The organism is Neobacillus sp. NRS-1170 (assembly GCF_050468025.1).
This window is the reverse complement of the sequence record NZ_JBITPF010000016.1, coordinates 1-15,689: the sequence shown is the minus strand read 5'-3', so window position 1 is coordinate 15,689 and position 15,689 is coordinate 1. Positions and strand designations below refer to the sequence as shown.

Genomic DNA, 15,689 nt, shown 5'->3' with positions numbered 1-15,689 from the left:
TAAGGTAACTGTAAGTTAGGGAAATGGGAGAGGGGCGGGTTTCTCGCTACAATAGGGTTATCAATGAAACAGGGAGTGAGATCATGTCCATCTTGGAAGTGAGACATTTAGAAAAGATATATGAGGGGAAAGTTGCCCATAAGGCTTTAGATAATATCAATTTTTCGATTGAAAAAGGGGAATTTGTTGGGATTATGGGCCCTTCAGGGAGCGGGAAAACGACTCTCTTAAACTTAATTGCAACGATTGACCGGCCGACAGCGGGTGAAATATTTATCAACGGGAAAAATCCGCATGTGCTGAATCGAAAAGAAACCGCGCTATTCAGACGACATGAGCTTGGTTTTGTTTTTCAGCATTTTAACCTGCTGGATACGTTAACGGTGGAGGAAAACATTGTCCTGCCTCTAACCCTTGATGGCGAAAGCGTAAGAGAGATGGATAAAAAACTGCAATATGTGACGAAGAAACTAGGAATTGATTCCATTTTAAAAAAGAGAACCTATGAAATCTCCGGCGGGCAAATGCAGCGAACTGCAATTGCGCGCTCCATCATTCACAGCCCATCCCTCATTCTGGCCGATGAACCAACTGGGAACCTGGATTCAAAAGCCTCTAAGGATGTCATGGAGACATTTACTGCTATTAATAAAGAGGAAAAAGCAACAGCTTTAATGGTAACGCACGATCCGTTTGCTGCCAGCTATTGCCACCGTGTCATTTTTATTAAGGACGGAAAGCTCTATAACGAAATCTACCGCGGTGAGAACCGCCAAGCCTTTTTCCAAAAAATCATGGATATGCTTGCATTGTTAGGAGGGGAAAGCCGTGACCTTTCCGCAGTTCGTTTATAGAAATGTCGTCCGTAATAAACGCACCTATGCCGCTTATTTTTTAAGCAGCGCCTTTTCCGTATTGATTTTCTTTGTATACGCGCTATTCATCTTCCATCCGGATATTAAACAGGGTGTGACGAAAACTGCAGCTATTCAATTAATGACAGCTGCGGAAGTGATTATGTATGTTTTTCCTTCCTATTTGTTCTCTATTCTGTCAGCACGTTTCTCAAATCACGGAAACGGGAATTCGGTATTCTCATGATGCATGGAATGACAAGGAACCAATTGAACCTAATGGTGTTTTTAGAAAATATGCTGATTGGTATTGGTGCCATTGTGGTTGGAATTGGTCTGGGGTTAATCACTGGAAAACTATTTTTAATGATTGGGGCGAAGATGATTGGCATCGGTCCGCTGCGATTCTATTTTTCTGAAAAAGCATTGTTGCTGACAACTTGTGCCTTTATCATTCTCTTCTTCTGTATTTCGTTATTCACAACGGCACTTGTGAGAGTAAACAAATTAATCGATTTATTCCAAGCGGGAGAGAAGCCTAAAACAGAGCCAAAGGTATCACCGTTCTTATCATTGCTCTCTGCAGTATTGCTTATTGCCAGTTATTATTTGGCTGCCACTACTACCCTGCAGACATTGATTATCCGGATGTTTCCCGTAATTGGAATGACCATTGTCGGAACGTATTTCTTTTACACCCAGCTATCCGTGTTCATTACAAAATTACTACAGAAAAACCGCGGACTGTTTTGGAGAAAAACAAATATGATCACGATTTCCTCTCTTCGGTATCGCTTGAAAGATAATGCCAGGATGTTTTTTATGGTGACCATCGTGTCAACCGTAGCTTTTTGTGCCGTTGGGACACTTGCTTCTATGAATGTGATGAATAGGCAAGTGAAACAGGACTATCCGGCAGAAATCAGTTATCTAGCTAATGATGACCAACCCGTTCACCAGCAGAATTTAGTGCAAATTGAGACGGAGCTAAAGGAAAGAAAGCTAGAATATACATCCCATCAAGTTCCGATAAAATATATCGCGGTTGCGTCGTCTACCGATCGATTTACACCAAAGGAAATACCAGTTGTTTCCTTCTCGGAGTATAAGAAAATAATGACTTCGGCTGGAAATGTTGTTACAGAAAAGCCGCTTACAGGAAAAGAAGTACTAGGAATGCGGACAGGATCCTTTAGTAACCCGGAAGAAGTGACATATACATTAAAACAAGATTATATGAAGCTTCGTCAAAGCAAGATGTCCAAATATGTTGTCCTTCCAATGCAGTTAATTTTTTCTGAGGGGCTTGTTATTAGTGATGAACTTTTTGAAAAAGTAACTCCGGAAAAGACTAAAATATATACTGGCTTTTACACTAGTGACCTTAAGAAAACATCCGGCATTGGTGAGAATCTCGTCGAGCATGGCATGAAGTTTTATTCTGATAAAGGCCCTTACTCGATGACAGTCAGCGGGACTATTTATGAAAATCAAATGAGTATGTACAAGATGATGCTGTTCGTTGCGTTACTTATTGGGGCTGTCTTCTTTATTGCGGCAGGAAGCTTCTTATATTTCCGCTTGTATGCGGATTTAGATTACGACAGACGCCATTATTTAACGATTACGAAGGTTGGCTTAACAGATCAGGAGCTGAACAAAATTGTAACTCGTCAGCTCTCACTGCTTTTCTTTGTTCCTATTTTAATAGCATTCATGCATAGTGTCTTTGCCTTCATGGCCCTGCAAAGCCTTTTTTCCTTATCGATTGCAAAAGAAATTGTCATCGTCCTAGCAAGTTTCTTAATCGCACAATTCATTTATTTCTTTTTAATTCGTTTCCGTTATTTACGAAATTTAAAGAAAACCTTGGTATAGCAAAAACACCGTTCAGATATCCTGAACGGTGTTTTTGTATTCATTTAATCAAAGTTTATTATCCAGTAAAGATTAAAAGTGGCTTTTGTTAAAAGAGGAGAGAAAAATTTTAATTGAGAAGCACTATGGGACAAAACAGAAACGAAATCCAAGTGAAATGTCTCATGGAGAGCTCTATGGGACAAAACAGAAAAGAAATTCAAGTGAAATGTCCCATAGGAGAGCTCTATGGGACAAAACAGAAACGAAATTCAAGTGAAATGTCTCATAGGAGAGCTCTATGGGACAAAACAGAAAAGAAATCCAAGTGAAATGTCTCATAGGAGAGCTCTATGGGACAAAACAGAAAAGAAATTCAAGTGAAGTATCCCATAGGAGAGCTCTATGGGACAAAACATGCAAAGGCCCTGAATAAAGTTCCCATACATTACCATAATGCCTTTTTATTCATATATTACCCACCGATGATCCCCAATAATTTTAAAGTTTTTTCCAAGAATCCTGCTTATTCGCTTCCTTGACTCAAAAACTTGGCACCAATCTAAAACTGCGCTAGTGGTTATTTTCATCTCCGGAAAAAGAAGCCTCAACTCCTCCACACACCTCAATACCGCAGCTTCAACCAGCTCTTCGTGACCACAATCACCACACACACACTTATGACCACGAACAAAAATCGAAAAGGAATTGCACAATGCACAAGTAACACCCTTTCGCATCTGATTATAATGATAAGGCGGCAGCCTTGGATAGGGAGGTTCTTCAATATGTAGAGAAATTAATTTGTCAGCCAGCTTCTCATGTTTGCCATTTAATATAGATGGAGTCATATCCAATTTTCTCATATAGCTATTAATCTTTGTTGGTAAAATAATGGACTCGTATCGAGGGGCTTGGTATAAGGTAAACTCAGGATTGATATGCACCACCCATGGCTCAATCGGCATATACACACCAAGATCTTGGAGTAGTTGGCGGAGTAGGGATGAACATCGTTTCAGCTGGATCAGTGGATCCTTTCGTTCAGAGCCATTAATAGAATAAAACTTTTCGTTTTCATAGTAATATTCACCCTCAAAATTTTTCACTTCGTTCATGAAAATCTTTGGCTGCGAAATAATCATTGAATCAATTTGGAACTTGGTATCTTTGACCTTAAACAGCAGCCCGTTTAAAATCAAACATTCGCACCCAAGCTTTTCCGACAATGAATTAAATTTCACCTCGCCTTCATAACCTTTTTCAAGGCTTAAATATTTTTGCCTAGCATCCTTAGGTAAGTCCATTCTCGTGTTTAAAATGCCAAGAATAATTAATTCAGCTGTTTTCGTAAGCGGTTTTTTAACCATATGCCACATCCTTTCACAAACATTTTATAAAAAAGTAACAGCACAGATTGTCCAAAAACATGAATGTTTTATAACAATTTAGAAAATTCTTGACACAAACAAGAATCAAATGTTATTATTTTCCTCCGTGACAAAAATACAAGGAGGCGAATCTAAAGGTGATCCAATTAAAAGGTATAAGCAAGTCTTATAAAATCGCTAAGCGCCAAACGGGACTCAGGCAGGCGGCAAAAGCCCTTTTCCGTCGGGAACACACCGTTGTCGAGGCACTTAAAGACGTCTCATTCACCATAAACCCAGGTGAAATCGTCGGCTACATCGGTCCAAATGGGGCAGGCAAATCAACAACCATCAAAATCATGAGCGGGATATTGGTGCCTGATACTGGGAACTGTACGATAATGGGGTACACTCCTTGGAAAGATAGAACCAAGTATGTAAAAAATATTGGCGTCGTCTTCGGTCAGCGATCACAGCTGTGGTGGGACGTCCCGGTAATAGACTCTTTTGAACTCCTTAAAGATATTTATAAAGTTCCGCATCAAGAATATAAAACTACCACAGACCTGCTGATCGAAACGCTTAAACTGCAAGAAATCATTCATTCACCCGTCCGTCAATTAAGCCTTGGGCAGCGGATGCGCTGTGAAATTGCCTCTTCCCTCATTCACAATCCAAACATCCTATTTTTAGACGAACCGACCATAGGGCTGGATGCTGTTTCGAAAATTGCCGTCCGCCAATTCATAAAAACAATTAATCAAGAAAAAGGAGTAACCGTGATCCTCACCACCCACGATATGAATGACATTGAGGCACTTGCAGAAAGGGTTATTCTAATCGGAAAAGGGACCCTTTTGTACGACGGCCAATTAGAGAAATTAAGAAAGAGGTTTGGCACCAAAAAAACTATCACAGCGGAATATAAACAAAGGGCAAATCCGATTCAAATACCTGGAGCATCAGTCCTTTCGTGGTCACCAGAGCGCGCTGTATTAAGTGTAGACACAGCCAACTTTAAGACATCGGATATAATTACCCAATTAACCGCCCAAGTGGACCTTCTAGATGTCACAATCGAAACACAGCCTATTGAAGATATCATCGTGCAGCTTTATAAGGAGTATCAAATATGAACGTATATGTATCCGTGTTGAAGCTTCGTCTCCTTAATGGCATGCAGTACCGGGCGGCTGCACTCGCCGGTGTGGCCACCCAATTTTTCTGGGGATTCATTACCATTATGGTATTTCAAGCATTTTACGAAAGCGCCGCTGCGACTCAACCGATTTCCTTAAAAGAACTCATCACCTACATATGGCTGCAGCAGGCATTTCTGGTTTTCGTTACCGTGTGGTTTCGCGATAGTGAGCTGTTTGATTTAATCACGAACGGCAATATCGCTTACGAGCTTTGCCGTCCATGTGAGCTATATGGATTTTGGTTTGCCAAACTGTTGGCGCAGCGGTTATCCAGCGCCATACTGCGTTGTTTCCCGATCTTAATCGTTTCGTTCTTTTTGCCAAAGCCCTACAACATGAATTTTCCACCAAGTTTATCTGCTTTTCTATTATTCTTAAGCGCCCTAATGCTAGGGTTACTGCTTCTGGTAGCCATCTCCATGTTTCTGTACATATCCGTATTTATAACCATGTCCCCTATGGGGTCGCTGTTGATCTTTGGTATCCTCGGTGAATTTTTTGCAGGTTTAATTATTCCGGTTCCATTAATGCCATCGTGGCTGCAGAATATAGCTAATGTGCTTCCGTTCCGCTGGACGGCTGATTTTCCGTTCAGGGTTTACTCAGGGCATATTCCACATACAGAAGCCCTCATCGGCATTTTTATTCAACTAGTGTATTTACTAGTTCTTGTTTGGCTGGGGAGAATCAGCATGAATCGTGTTTTACGAAAAGTCGTCGTCCAAGGAGGTTGACCAATATGAAATTATATTTCAAGTACCTTCAAATTCTCTTTAAATCACAGATGCAATACCGCACATCCTTTTGGCTTCTCACGGTCGGACAGTTTTTTATTCCTTTTGCCGTGTTTGCAGGGCTTTACTTCTTGTTTGAACGGTTCGGGCAAATAAAAGGCTGGCAGTTTTTTGAGGTGGCGCTTTGCTTCGCTGTCATTCATATGTCCTTCAGTTTGAGTGAGTGCTTTGCCCGAGGGTATGATATGTTTTCAAGCCTTGTCGTCAGAGGGGATTTTGACCGGATTCTAGTACGGCCGAGAAGTACGTTTATCCAAGTGCTCGGGTCAAAATTTGAGTTTACGAAAGCAGGGCGGCTGCTTCAAAGCGCCCTTGTGTTAATCTGGGCCTTGCACAATCTTTCAATTGATTGGACACCAATTAAAGCTATTACCCTTGTGCTAATGGTCGCAAGCGGTGTATTTATTTTTACCGGAATCTATATGCTGGCAGCTACCATGTGTTTTTGGACCGTGCAGGGCCTTGAAGTGGCGAATATATTTACTGATGGCGGACGGGAAATGGCCCAATACCCATTAAACATCTACCAAAAATGGGTGACCCGCTTTTTTACCTTTGTGATTCCATTTGGAACCGTCAACTATTTGCCGTTACTCTACACGCTTGGAAAAAATAACGGCGATGACCTTCTGTATATACTCACACCAGTGCTGGGAAGCTTGTTTTTCCTTCCATGCTTGCTCGTCTGGCAAATTGGTGTAAGACACTATCGTTCAACAGGATCGTAATTTCAAGGGGGAAAGAAATAAAAAGAAAAACCCACAGGCAAAACCATAACCGTGGGTTTAAAGACTTTTGGACTTATCCTTAATAGGTAAAACGCGCTTTTCGATATCCTCATAAAAAACTAGAAATCGGTCTATGATGTAAAGCCTAGGCATGACCCGGTGTACCAATAGTGCAGATATTATTCCTAAAAGGGTGCCAGCAGCCACATCGACAGGGTAATGAACGCCAACCCAGATACGGGATACACCAACACAGAATGGGATGACAAGCCATAACCACCAGCCTTTTTTGCGAACAATCCAAAATGAGATAAAAATGGAAAAAAATAAGATAGTATGGTCACTGGGGAATGAATTATCAACAGTATGTTCCACTAACTTATTGACATGCGGCAGGGCAGCAAAGGGCTGGTGATGCGAATAAAACTGGCCTGCAGCTTTTCCCATGATTCCAGCAAGTGTACAGGCAATAAGTGATTGGACTACCATCTTTCGATTTTTGGTCGATCTTGAAAACCAAAATAGGACAATGGTTAAACATAAAAAATAAAACATATATTCTGCCACAAAAATCACCACAGGGTTTAAGGCAGAAAACTGAGAGCCCAAATCATTGATCGATCGAAAGACATCAATATTTATTTTAGAAAATGACATAACCAATCCTCCTTTATTCTTGATGCATTTATTGTATAAAGAGCCGATGTCCTGCAGCCATGGATTAAGATTACACTTACTTACAAACTTGTAAGTCTTGTAAACATGGCGATGGGGCATGTTTTTTTGTTTCCATTTGAATCCCAAAACGAGCTATGTTATAGTGGAATTATCTTGTTGACCGGAAAACTAAAATAGTCAAAAAGGTGGAGGTTCAAAAATGGCACTTGATCGGAGAAAAATGATTGTCGAAGCAGCAACGAAATCTTTTTCGTTGTTCGGTTATAAAGCCACGACCATGGACCAAGTCGCAAAGCTTGCGAATGTTGGGAAAGGAACCATTTATACGTTTTTTAAAAATAAAGAAGAGTTGTTTGAAGAGATTATTTCTTCATTAGTGAAGGAGATGATTGCGGAGGCGGAGTTTGTAATTCAACCGGATTTGCCGTTTACGGAAAATGTCCACCTGGCGCTCTATCGACTCTTGGAATTCCGTTCCCAGCACCAGCTGATGATTAAGCTTGTTCAAGAAGAGAAGGAAATGGGCACATTAGCTGTTGCGGAAAAGCTCCAGCATGTCGAAAATGAAATAATCGCTTATCTCAAAGGGAAAATTGATGCTGCGATAACGAAGGGCGCGATTCCGGAAGCTGACACCGAAATCACAAGCTTTCTGCTTTTAAAAATGTATATCGCGCTTGTATCAGACTGGGAAAGGAACCATGAACCGCTAAGCTCAGAACAAATCGCCGATGTGATGAAGGTGTTTTTTTTAAAAGGACTATCGTGAAAAATTGACAAAACAAAAAAAAGACTTGTGCAACAAGTCTTTTTTTTAATTATAAAAATTCCGTGTGGACACTGCAAATTGTGGTTCCTCTTTACTTTTAATCGTATATTCTTCCATTAAACTTATAAACGTTCCGAAAAGGTAATTCACCACTGCGCCTAATAGGATGCCAAATCCAAGCGCAGTAAAGAAAAATGAGTTGAAACCGCTTCCAAATTGTCCGAGCAATATAAGAATAATTCCTAATCCGCTGCCATAGATGGCAATCTTTTTGAAGGTAAATAAGCTTTTTAAATGTTTGATTTGCATCACGATCCACTCCCCTTTACTGAATATTCTACCAATTGTCACAGAATTGTCAAACTTTTTGTCACAAAATCGTCAAACTTTTTCGGAACTTTCTATTGCAATAAAATGAGGCCAGTGAAATGGCCTCGTATCTGCTTATTTTTTTGCTAAATTCTGCTGTGCCATTTTCACGAGTTCGCGAACCATGCTGCCGCCGAGCCTGCCTCCGACTTTTCCAGCCTGCTCGGAGGTGAGCTGGCCGTTATAGCCCTTTTGGAGCGGGACGCCAACCTCTTCGGCGGCTTCAAATTTTGCATTCTCAGGACTGCTGGCATGTGCGACCTTCGCTTTTAACTCATCCAATCCTCTTCTAGCTTCTGGAACAAGAATTTTATTTCTTCTGGCCATATAAATCCCTCCTTATCTCTTATGATTTCCATAGTGAAAAAAATAATCAGCGGCCTATGGATAAATCCTAATTTATCCAGTATAATAACTGATAATTAATTTTGGATAAATTCTATGAAAAAGAGAGTAGTTATCTAGGAAGTGATAGCGAGTCAGGGACGGTGGGAGCCTGATACGGAGCAGATAATGAAGCGCACTTTTGAGATGCTTGCCTGAAACTGTGTAGGGCACGCCGGAGGATTCTCCGTTACAAAGGATAAGCTGGTTCTGAACGAACAATTAGAGTGGTACCGCGGGATATTCAAACTCTCGTCTCTTTTTATAAGAGGCGGGAGTTTTTTGTGTTTGTAGAAAAAAGGAGGTCAAAAACGATGAATTTTAAGAAGGAACTGGCTGAAATACTTTTTGAGGTGCTGGAGGGGGCAATAGCGCTCCAAGACCTTGAACTGCTGATTGAAAAACCGAAAAACCAAGTGCACGGCGATTTGGCTTTTCCAGCTTTTAGCCTCGCAAAATTAAAACGTAAATCACCAAATGTGATCGCACAAGAACTCAGTGAAAAGATCCAATCACCGATCTTTGAAAAAGTAGAAGTGGTCGGTGCTTATCTGAATGTATTTTTAAACAAAAAACTTGTTTCAGAAAAAGTCGTCAATAAAATCATTAACGAAAAGGACCAATTCGGTGCACAAAACATTAACGAAGAAATTAATGTCACGATTGACATGTCGTCTCCTAATATCGCCAAGCCATTTTCAATGGGTCATCTCCGTTCCACGGTTATAGGGAATGCCCTCGCTCACATTGTAGAAAAATGCGGCTATAAGCCGATTAAGATTAACCATCTCGGTGACTGGGGAACACAGTTTGGTAAATTGATTACTGCCTATAAGCTATGGGGAGACGAAAAGAAAGTCAAACATAACCCGATCAAAGAACTTTTGGCGCTTTATATCAAGTTCCATGAGGAAGCTGAATCCAACTCATCGCTTGAAGACGACGGACGCGCCTGGTTTAAAAAGCTAGAAGATGGCAATGAAGAAGCATTAACACTATGGCAATGGTTCCGCGATGAGTCATTAAAAGAGTTTTCAAAAATTTATCAGTTAATGAACGTTGATTTTGATTCCTACGCAGGAGAAGCTTTTTATAATGATAAAATGGACCGGGTTGTCCAATTGCTTGAGGAGAAGCAATTACTGGTGGAATCCGACCAGGCACAGGTCGTTGAACTCTTAGAAGAAGAGCTGCCGCCTTGCCTGATTAAAAAATCTGACGGCGCTACGCTTTATGCGACCCGTGATTTAGCTGCAGCTATCTACCGTAAAGAGAATTATCAATTTGCCAAGTCTCTTTACGTGGTGGGACATGAGCAAAGCCTGCACTTTAAACAGTTAATCGCTGTGTTAAAGAAAATGGGCTATGACTGGGCGGAAAAAATGGTCCATGTGCCGTTTGGCATGATGCTGAAGGACGGCAAGAAAATGTCCACCCGTAAAGGCAAGGTTGTTTTACTAGAAGAAGTGTTAAATGAATCGATTGCAATGGCCCGACATAATATCGAGGAGAAAAATCCAAATCTTCCTAACAAGGATGAAGTAGCGAAACAGGTGGGTGTCGGGGCCGTTATTTTCCATGATTTAAAAAATAACCGTATGAACGATATTGAATTTTCGTTGGAGGAAATGCTGCGCTTTGAAGGGGAAACAGGACCATACGTCCAGTACACCTATGCCCGTGCCTGTTCGATCTTACGAAAAGGAAAGTGGGAGGCGATTGCCATTGACCATGCCTACAATACTTCATGGGAAAAAGAATGGAAGGTTATCAGCCTGTTAATGGAATTCTCTAATGCCATTAAACGTGCAGGGGAGAACTTCGATCCTTCGCAGGTAGCCAAATATGTGGTAGATTTGGCACAAGCCTTCAACAAATACTATGCGGAGGTAAAGGTGCTGGAAGAAAGCGAAGAGCAAGAAGCACGTTTAGCACTTGTTTATTCGGTAACAGTTGTTCTTAAAGAAGGATTGAGATTATTAGGCGTTCAAGCACCTGAGGAAATGTAAAATCATTTTACTTCAAAATTGGTTGATTATGGTATAAAATAGTGATGAAAACGTTAGGGGGGCTAAATAGGTGAGTGAATTACTTTTTAAAAGCTTTGAATTCGCAAGGAACTCCTTTTTAAAAAATGTTGATGCTCTTGATGAGTCCATTGTCGATGTGCAGCCGGCAGGCTTTAACAACACAATCCACTGGCATGTGGGCCATGTGTTAACGGTGGCGGAACAATTCTTATTTGGCTTTCCAAAAAAATCAACCAACTTACCGGCAAATTATATGGAACTGTTTGCAACTGGCACAAAACCGGCTGATTGGAATGGTGATGTTCCATCCGTAAAGGAATTATTAGTGCAGTTAAAAGAGCAAATCCAAAGAATGAAAGAAATTCCTGCTGAGAGTTTTAATGAAAAGCTGAAAACACCGTTTCTCGGGTTAGAAACCTTCGGGGAAGTCGCACATTTAGGAATCTTCCACGAGGCGGCTCATTTAGGGCAAATTCAAGCGATGAAACGCGTGATTGAATCAGCTCAGGCAAAATAACAAATGATAAATGAAAGTTCGTTTCTGCCCAAATTGGTAGAAACGATTTTTCATTTTCAGGAGAGGAAGTATCTTTAAGTGTATGGCTAACCAACAGATGAAAGCAAGACCAAAGGAAAGGATATGGACAAGGGATTTTGTTCTGATTGTATTGGCGAATTTTTTTGTTTTTATTGGATTTCAAATGACCCTTCCGACCATCCCCTTATTCGTTGAGAAATTAGGGGGGAACGATCAATTAATTGGGATTGTTGTGGGCATCTTTACCTTCTCAGCCTTGCTCCTGCGCCCCTATGCTGGAAAAACGCTGGAGACACGGGGAAGAGGCTTTATATTCTTAAGTGGATTAGCCATTTTTGTTATTTCAGTGGGCACCTTTGGGTTCATGACGAGCATTACCTTCTTATTTATGATGCGGGTAGTACAAGGAGTGGGCTGGGGATTTTCCACTACAGCATCCGGAACGATCGCGACCGATTTAATTCCTGCTTCCAGAAGGGGCGAGGGAATGGGCTATTATGGACTCTCGGGGAATTTAGCCTTGGCTTTTGGTCCATCGCTGGGGCTTGCACTGACTAGCATCATCTCTTTTAAGCAATTATTCCTTATTTGCGCGGGTTTAGGTCTGGTGGCTTTGCTGCTGTCCTCAAAAATCCGCTATAAAAAGGTGGAACGAGTCCAGGCACCAGCAAAACAGAGTCTTTATGAAAAAAGTGCATTAAAGCCTTCCATGCTATTGTTCTTTCTAACTGTAACATTTGGCGGGATTGCTACTTTCCTTCCGTTATACACAGCTGACAAACATATTGAAGGACTACAATGGTACTTTTTGCTTTATGCAGCTGCCTTAATGGTCACGCGAACCTTCTCAGGAAAGCTGTATGATCGGAAAGGTCATCAAGCAGTCTATATTCCGGGCACATTATTAATCATGCTGGCAATGGTGCTGCTCGCCTGGCTGCCAAATAGTCTTGTCTTATATATAGCAGCCATTCTGTATGGCCTTGGCTTTGGAACGGTGCAGCCAGCCCTGCAGGCATGGTCGATTGAAAAAGCTCCTCTTAATCGCCGGGGAATGGCCAATGCCACCTTCTTTTCTTTTTTTGACTTAGGCATCGGTTTCGGGGCGATTGTATTCGGACAAATCGGGCACCTGCTTGGATATAGCAGTATTTACAAAGCCGCGGCGCTATCGGTTTTTATTTCGATGCTGCTTTATTTCTTTTTTATTTATAAAGAGCGTCGGAGTCTTGCCCAGCAAGGATAAATTGTTTCAAGATTAGGAGAGGTTTTTATGAGAATTGGGTTTGCCGCTTATCAGGCCCCTTTTGGAAAAATAAGAGTTATCGCAGATGAAACAGGTATAAAACGAGTCGAGCTATTTGAAGAAGACTGGGAAAAGTTTTTAGCAGGACATCCAGAAATTCAAGAAGATATGGAGCTTTGCGGGGAAGCCATTCGTCAATTAGATGAATACTTCAGCGGCAAGCGAAAAGAGTTTGATTTGCCGCTTTCGGCAGAAGGAACCGATTTTCGGAAGAAGGTTTGGAGTGCACTTCAAACAATTCCTTACGGTGAAGTGAGAAGCTATGCGGATGTGGCTGAAATGATTGGCAATCCAAAAGCAGTAAGAGCGGTCGGACAGGCAAATCGGAATAATCAAATTCCCATTATTATTCCTTGCCACCGTGTGATTGGGAAAAGTGGTAATTTGGTTGGATATGCCGGAAGCCATACACCGATTCAAAAAATGCTCCTGGACGCTGAGGTCGATGCTGCGAAATAAGCAGCTATTTTGGATAGAACCGAGTTCTCTTATCTCCATTTTTTTGCCTCATAAACGAAGGAGTTTCGTAAAGAATAACGATAAGAATGTTTGTCAAAAATAAAACACTTCAAATAATCCCATATCTTGTGATAAAATCAATCGGTAATTCTACTTCAAAAACGGTGGGTGAAACACTTGCTCTCTTCTGTTAAGAGATTATTAATCGGACGGCCGCTAAAATCAACGGCTTTAGGCGAACAAAAATTAAATATTTTAAAGGCGTTGGCAATCTTGTCTTCGGATGCTTTATCCTCTGTTGCATACGGGACGGAACAAATCCTTATTGTACTGGCAACGATAAGTGTGATTGCTTTTTGGTATTCGATTCCCATTGCAGTAGGGATATTGGTTCTCTTAGCAGCTTTAATTTTATCTTATCGGCAAATCATTTATTCTTATCCGCACGGCGGTGGCGCCTATGTTGTTTCAAAGGAGAATATCGGTGAGAAAGCTGGATTAATCGCCGGAGGGTCACTATTAGTTGATTACATATTGACTGTGGCTGTTAGCGTATCGGCGGGTACTGATGCCATCACCTCTGCTTTTCCATCTTTACATACTCACACTGTATCTATTGCCTGTGTGTTAGTTATATTTATTACGATTTTGAATCTCCGCGGGCTTACAGAGTCAGCTTCGATACTGGCCTATCCGGTTTATTTATTTGTTGTTGCTCTGTTTATTTTGATAGGAGTTGGGATTTTTAAGATCTTCACTGGCGAAGTATCGCCGACACATCATGTAGCCATTGGGGCTCCTGTTCAGGGAATAACGTTATTTTTGCTCCTGCGCGCGTTTGCTTCCGGGTGCTCGGCATTAACGGGGGTTGAGGCGATTTCGAATGCGATACCCACTTTTAAAGACCCTGCCCCAAAGAATGCAGCTAAAACGCTCATTTTAATGGGGTCACTCCTTGCTCTTTTATTTACGGGGATTACTTTCCTCGCTTATTATTACGGAATTGCTCCAAAGGCAGAGGAAACGGTTGTATCACAAATTGCCAAAGAAACCTTTGGACGAAATTATCTTTACTTCTTTGTCCAAGGAACGACCGCCCTTATTCTGGTGCTGGCCGCCAATACCGGCTATTCTGCGTTTCCATTGTTGGCCTTTGCTCTTGCAAAGGATAAATATATGCCAAGGATGTTTACCATCAGGGGCGACCGGCTTGGCTATTCGAACGGGATTGTTTCCTTAGGTATCGCCTCAATCCTGCTTATTATTGCATTTAAAGGGAAGACAGAGCACTTAATCCCTCTTTATGCAGTTGGGGTATTTATTCCGTTTACCTTGTCTCAAACAGGGATGATTATTAAGTGGCTTCGAGAAAAGCCGGCTGGATGGGTAGCAAAGCTTACTGCCAATTTAATAGGTGCCCTTATTACCTTAACGGTTTTAATTATCTTCTTTGTCACAAAATTAGGCCAAGTATGGTTTGTGTTTATTTTCCTGCCTTTAATTGTGATTGCATTCCTGAGAGTTAAAGTGCATTATGAAGCAGTTGGCGAACAATTAAGAATTGATCCAGAAAAGCCAGCACTTCAAATCGACGGAAATGTGATTATTGTTCCGGTTGCAGGAATCACCAAGGTAGTAGAAAACTCGATTAATTATGCCAAGTCATTGACGGATCAAATTTTTGCGGTATATGTATCGTTTGACCGTGAGGATGAAAAACGCTTTGAGGAAAAATGGGAGAAATGGCAGCCTGATGTCCGGCTCGTCACTTTGCATTCCCATTACCGCAGTGTTCTTCAGCCACTTTCAAAATTTATTGATACTGTCGAACATAAAGCAAGCGAGAACAATTACCGGGTTACCGTGTTGATTCCGCAATTTATTACGAAGAAAAGCTGGCATAATATCCTGCACAATCAATCCAGCTTTTTAATTCGGGCGTATCTGATTTTTAAAAAGAAAGTTATTGTCTCGACATTGCCGTTTCATTTTAAAAAGTAGGCTCTGTTAGACTCAGTTGTTGATTTACGCTCCAGGCGCTTCGCTTTCCGCGGGCGTGCCGGGGAGCCTCCTCGGCGCTTTGGCGCCTCCGGGGTCTCCCCTGCCCCGTACTCCCGCAGGAGTCTTCGCGCCTTCCGCTCCAATCAACAATGCTCTATAACATAGCCAAAAAGTAAAAAATGGCAATGCCGCTTGGGGCTTTTTGTGATAGAATGGTTTTATTAATTAAATATAAAAAAGTTTTCTAGGGTTCCGTGGCTTTTTAGAGGTCAGTCTGGTCCGAGAGAAAACGCACACAAACTTTGAGAATCGTCTAGCTGCAGCGCCTGAACAAGGCGCTTCCGCTTTTG

At 41.5% G+C, this 15,689-nt stretch carries 16 protein-coding genes and 1 other annotated feature; of the genes, 12 read left to right on the top strand and 4 right to left on the bottom strand.

Annotation, left to right across the window (positions count from 1 at the left end):
• The first annotated feature begins 83 nt into the window (after positions 1 to 83).
• The 3 genes from ACIFOT_RS07545 to ACIFOT_RS07535 are packed head-to-tail and all read left to right on the top strand — an operon-like array spanning position 84 to position 2,732.
• A complete protein-coding gene (locus ACIFOT_RS07545) occupies positions 84 to 854 on the top strand; it encodes an ABC transporter ATP-binding protein (protein ID WP_430063620.1) in 771 nt (256 codons plus the stop codon).
• Positions 829 to 1,101 (top strand): hypothetical protein, encoded by a 273-nt coding sequence (locus tag ACIFOT_RS07540; RefSeq protein WP_430063618.1) that lies wholly within the window; start codon positions 829 to 831, stop codon positions 1,099 to 1,101. The genes ACIFOT_RS07545 and ACIFOT_RS07540 overlap by 26 nt, the downstream gene beginning before the upstream one ends.
• Positions 993 to 2,732 (top strand): ABC transporter permease, encoded by a 1,740-nt coding sequence (locus ACIFOT_RS07535; protein WP_430063656.1) that lies wholly within the window; start codon positions 993 to 995, stop codon positions 2,730 to 2,732. Before ACIFOT_RS07540 ends, ACIFOT_RS07535 begins: the two co-directional genes overlap by 109 nt.
• Positions 2,733 to 3,175: 443 nt before the next feature.
• Here the strand turns inward: ACIFOT_RS07535 and ACIFOT_RS07530 are convergent, their stop codons facing one another.
• Positions 3,176 to 4,081, bottom strand: coding sequence for a nuclease-related domain-containing protein (locus ACIFOT_RS07530; RefSeq protein ID WP_430063616.1), 906 nt, complete (start codon positions 4,079 to 4,081; stop codon positions 3,176 to 3,178).
• A 158-nt stretch (positions 4,082 to 4,239) separates the two neighbouring features.
• Here ACIFOT_RS07530 and ACIFOT_RS07525 point away from each other — a divergent pair, with 158 nt between their 5' ends.
• The 3 genes from ACIFOT_RS07525 to ACIFOT_RS07515 are packed head-to-tail and all read left to right on the top strand — an operon-like array spanning position 4,240 to position 6,805.
• Positions 4,240 to 5,217 carry an ABC transporter ATP-binding protein gene (locus ACIFOT_RS07525; RefSeq protein WP_430063614.1) on the top strand — a complete coding sequence of 326 codons (978 nt, stop codon included), beginning with the start codon at positions 4,240 to 4,242 and terminating at the stop codon, positions 5,215 to 5,217.
• Positions 5,214 to 6,017: an ABC transporter permease gene (locus ACIFOT_RS07520; RefSeq protein WP_430063612.1), complete on the top strand. Its 804-nt coding sequence runs from the start codon at positions 5,214 to 5,216 to the stop codon at positions 6,015 to 6,017. Before ACIFOT_RS07525 ends, ACIFOT_RS07520 begins: the two co-directional genes overlap by 4 nt.
• Positions 6,018 to 6,022: 5 nt before the next feature.
• The gene (locus ACIFOT_RS07515; protein WP_430063610.1) at positions 6,023 to 6,805 is read left to right on the top strand and encodes an ABC transporter permease; all 783 of its coding nucleotides are present in this window, start codon (positions 6,023 to 6,025) and stop codon (positions 6,803 to 6,805) included.
• A gap of 57 nt (positions 6,806 to 6,862) precedes the next feature.
• On the opposite strand, the gene ACIFOT_RS07510 is transcribed toward ACIFOT_RS07515, so the two are convergent.
• Positions 6,863 to 7,462 (bottom strand): undecaprenyl-diphosphatase, encoded by a 600-nt coding sequence (locus ACIFOT_RS07510; protein ID WP_430063608.1) that lies wholly within the window; start codon positions 7,460 to 7,462, stop codon positions 6,863 to 6,865.
• Between the two features lie 220 nt (positions 7,463 to 7,682).
• Between ACIFOT_RS07510 and ACIFOT_RS07505 the strand changes: the two genes are divergently transcribed.
• On the top strand, positions 7,683 to 8,252 hold the full coding sequence (locus ACIFOT_RS07505) for a TetR/AcrR family transcriptional regulator (RefSeq protein WP_430063606.1): 570 nt from the start codon (positions 7,683 to 7,685) through the stop codon (positions 8,250 to 8,252).
• A 45-nt stretch (positions 8,253 to 8,297) separates the two neighbouring features.
• Here ACIFOT_RS07505 and ACIFOT_RS07500 read toward each other — a convergent pair whose 3' ends face one another.
• Both ACIFOT_RS07500 and ACIFOT_RS07495 read right to left on the bottom strand, forming a co-directional pair.
• Positions 8,298 to 8,564: a hypothetical protein gene (locus tag ACIFOT_RS07500; protein WP_430063604.1), complete on the bottom strand. Its 267-nt coding sequence runs from the start codon at positions 8,562 to 8,564 to the stop codon at positions 8,298 to 8,300.
• A gap of 132 nt (positions 8,565 to 8,696) precedes the next feature.
• Entirely contained in the window at positions 8,697 to 8,948 is a 252-nt protein-coding gene (locus ACIFOT_RS07495; protein ID WP_430063602.1) for a small, acid-soluble spore protein, alpha/beta type, read from the bottom strand.
• A 105-nt stretch (positions 8,949 to 9,053) separates the two neighbouring features.
• Positions 9,054 to 9,268, top strand: a binding site (T-box leader).
• A 51-nt stretch (positions 9,269 to 9,319) separates the two neighbouring features.
• On the opposite strand from ACIFOT_RS07495, the gene argS reads away from it, so the two are divergent.
• The 5 genes from argS to ACIFOT_RS07470 all read left to right on the top strand — a co-directional run bounded on the left by argS (position 9,320) and on the right by ACIFOT_RS07470 (position 15,339).
• On the top strand, positions 9,320 to 11,014 hold the full coding sequence (gene argS, locus ACIFOT_RS07490; protein ID WP_430063600.1) for an arginine--tRNA ligase: 1,695 nt from the start codon (positions 9,320 to 9,322) through the stop codon (positions 11,012 to 11,014).
• Positions 11,015 to 11,084: 70 nt separating this feature from the next.
• On the top strand, positions 11,085 to 11,552 hold the full coding sequence (locus tag ACIFOT_RS07485; RefSeq protein WP_430063599.1) for a DinB family protein: 468 nt from the start codon (positions 11,085 to 11,087) through the stop codon (positions 11,550 to 11,552).
• An 82-nt stretch (positions 11,553 to 11,634) separates the two neighbouring features.
• A complete protein-coding gene (locus ACIFOT_RS07480; protein ID WP_430063598.1) occupies positions 11,635 to 12,819 on the top strand; it encodes an MFS transporter in 1,185 nt (394 codons plus the stop codon).
• Between the two features lie 27 nt (positions 12,820 to 12,846).
• Entirely contained in the window at positions 12,847 to 13,338 is a 492-nt protein-coding gene (locus ACIFOT_RS07475) for a methylated-DNA--[protein]-cysteine S-methyltransferase (RefSeq protein WP_430063596.1), read from the top strand.
• Between the two features lie 177 nt (positions 13,339 to 13,515).
• Positions 13,516 to 15,339, top strand: a complete 1,824-nt coding sequence (locus tag ACIFOT_RS07470) for an APC family permease (RefSeq protein ID WP_430063594.1) — start codon at positions 13,516 to 13,518, stop codon at positions 15,337 to 15,339.
• The last annotated feature ends 350 nt before the right edge of the window (positions 15,340 to 15,689 follow it).

What these genes read in the sequence shown, in the direction of transcription:
- ACIFOT_RS07545 (WP_430063620.1), top strand. Translation starts at nt 84, where the DNA reads ATGTCCATCTTGGAAGTGAGACATTTAGAAAAGATATATGAGGGGAAA.
- ACIFOT_RS07505 (WP_430063606.1), top strand. Translation starts at nt 7,683, where the DNA reads ATGGCACTTGATCGGAGAAAAATGATTGTCGAAGCAGCAACGAAATCT.
- ACIFOT_RS07480 (WP_430063598.1), top strand. Translation starts at nt 11,635, where the DNA reads ATGGCTAACCAACAGATGAAAGCAAGACCAAAGGAAAGGATATGGACA.
- ACIFOT_RS07520 (WP_430063612.1), top strand. Translation starts at nt 5,214, where the DNA reads ATGAACGTATATGTATCCGTGTTGAAGCTTCGTCTCCTTAATGGCATG.
- ACIFOT_RS07475 (WP_430063596.1), top strand. Translation starts at nt 12,847, where the DNA reads ATGAGAATTGGGTTTGCCGCTTATCAGGCCCCTTTTGGAAAAATAAGA.
- ACIFOT_RS07495 (WP_430063602.1), bottom strand. Translation starts at nt 8,948, where the DNA reads ATGGCCAGAAGAAATAAAATTCTTGTTCCAGAAGCTAGAAGAGGATTG.
- ACIFOT_RS07530 (WP_430063616.1), bottom strand. Translation starts at nt 4,081, where the DNA reads ATGGTTAAAAAACCGCTTACGAAAACAGCTGAATTAATTATTCTTGGC.
- argS (WP_430063600.1), top strand. Translation starts at nt 9,320, where the DNA reads ATGAATTTTAAGAAGGAACTGGCTGAAATACTTTTTGAGGTGCTGGAG.
- ACIFOT_RS07515 (WP_430063610.1), top strand. Translation starts at nt 6,023, where the DNA reads ATGAAATTATATTTCAAGTACCTTCAAATTCTCTTTAAATCACAGATG.
- ACIFOT_RS07510 (WP_430063608.1), bottom strand. Translation starts at nt 7,462, where the DNA reads ATGTCATTTTCTAAAATAAATATTGATGTCTTTCGATCGATCAATGAT.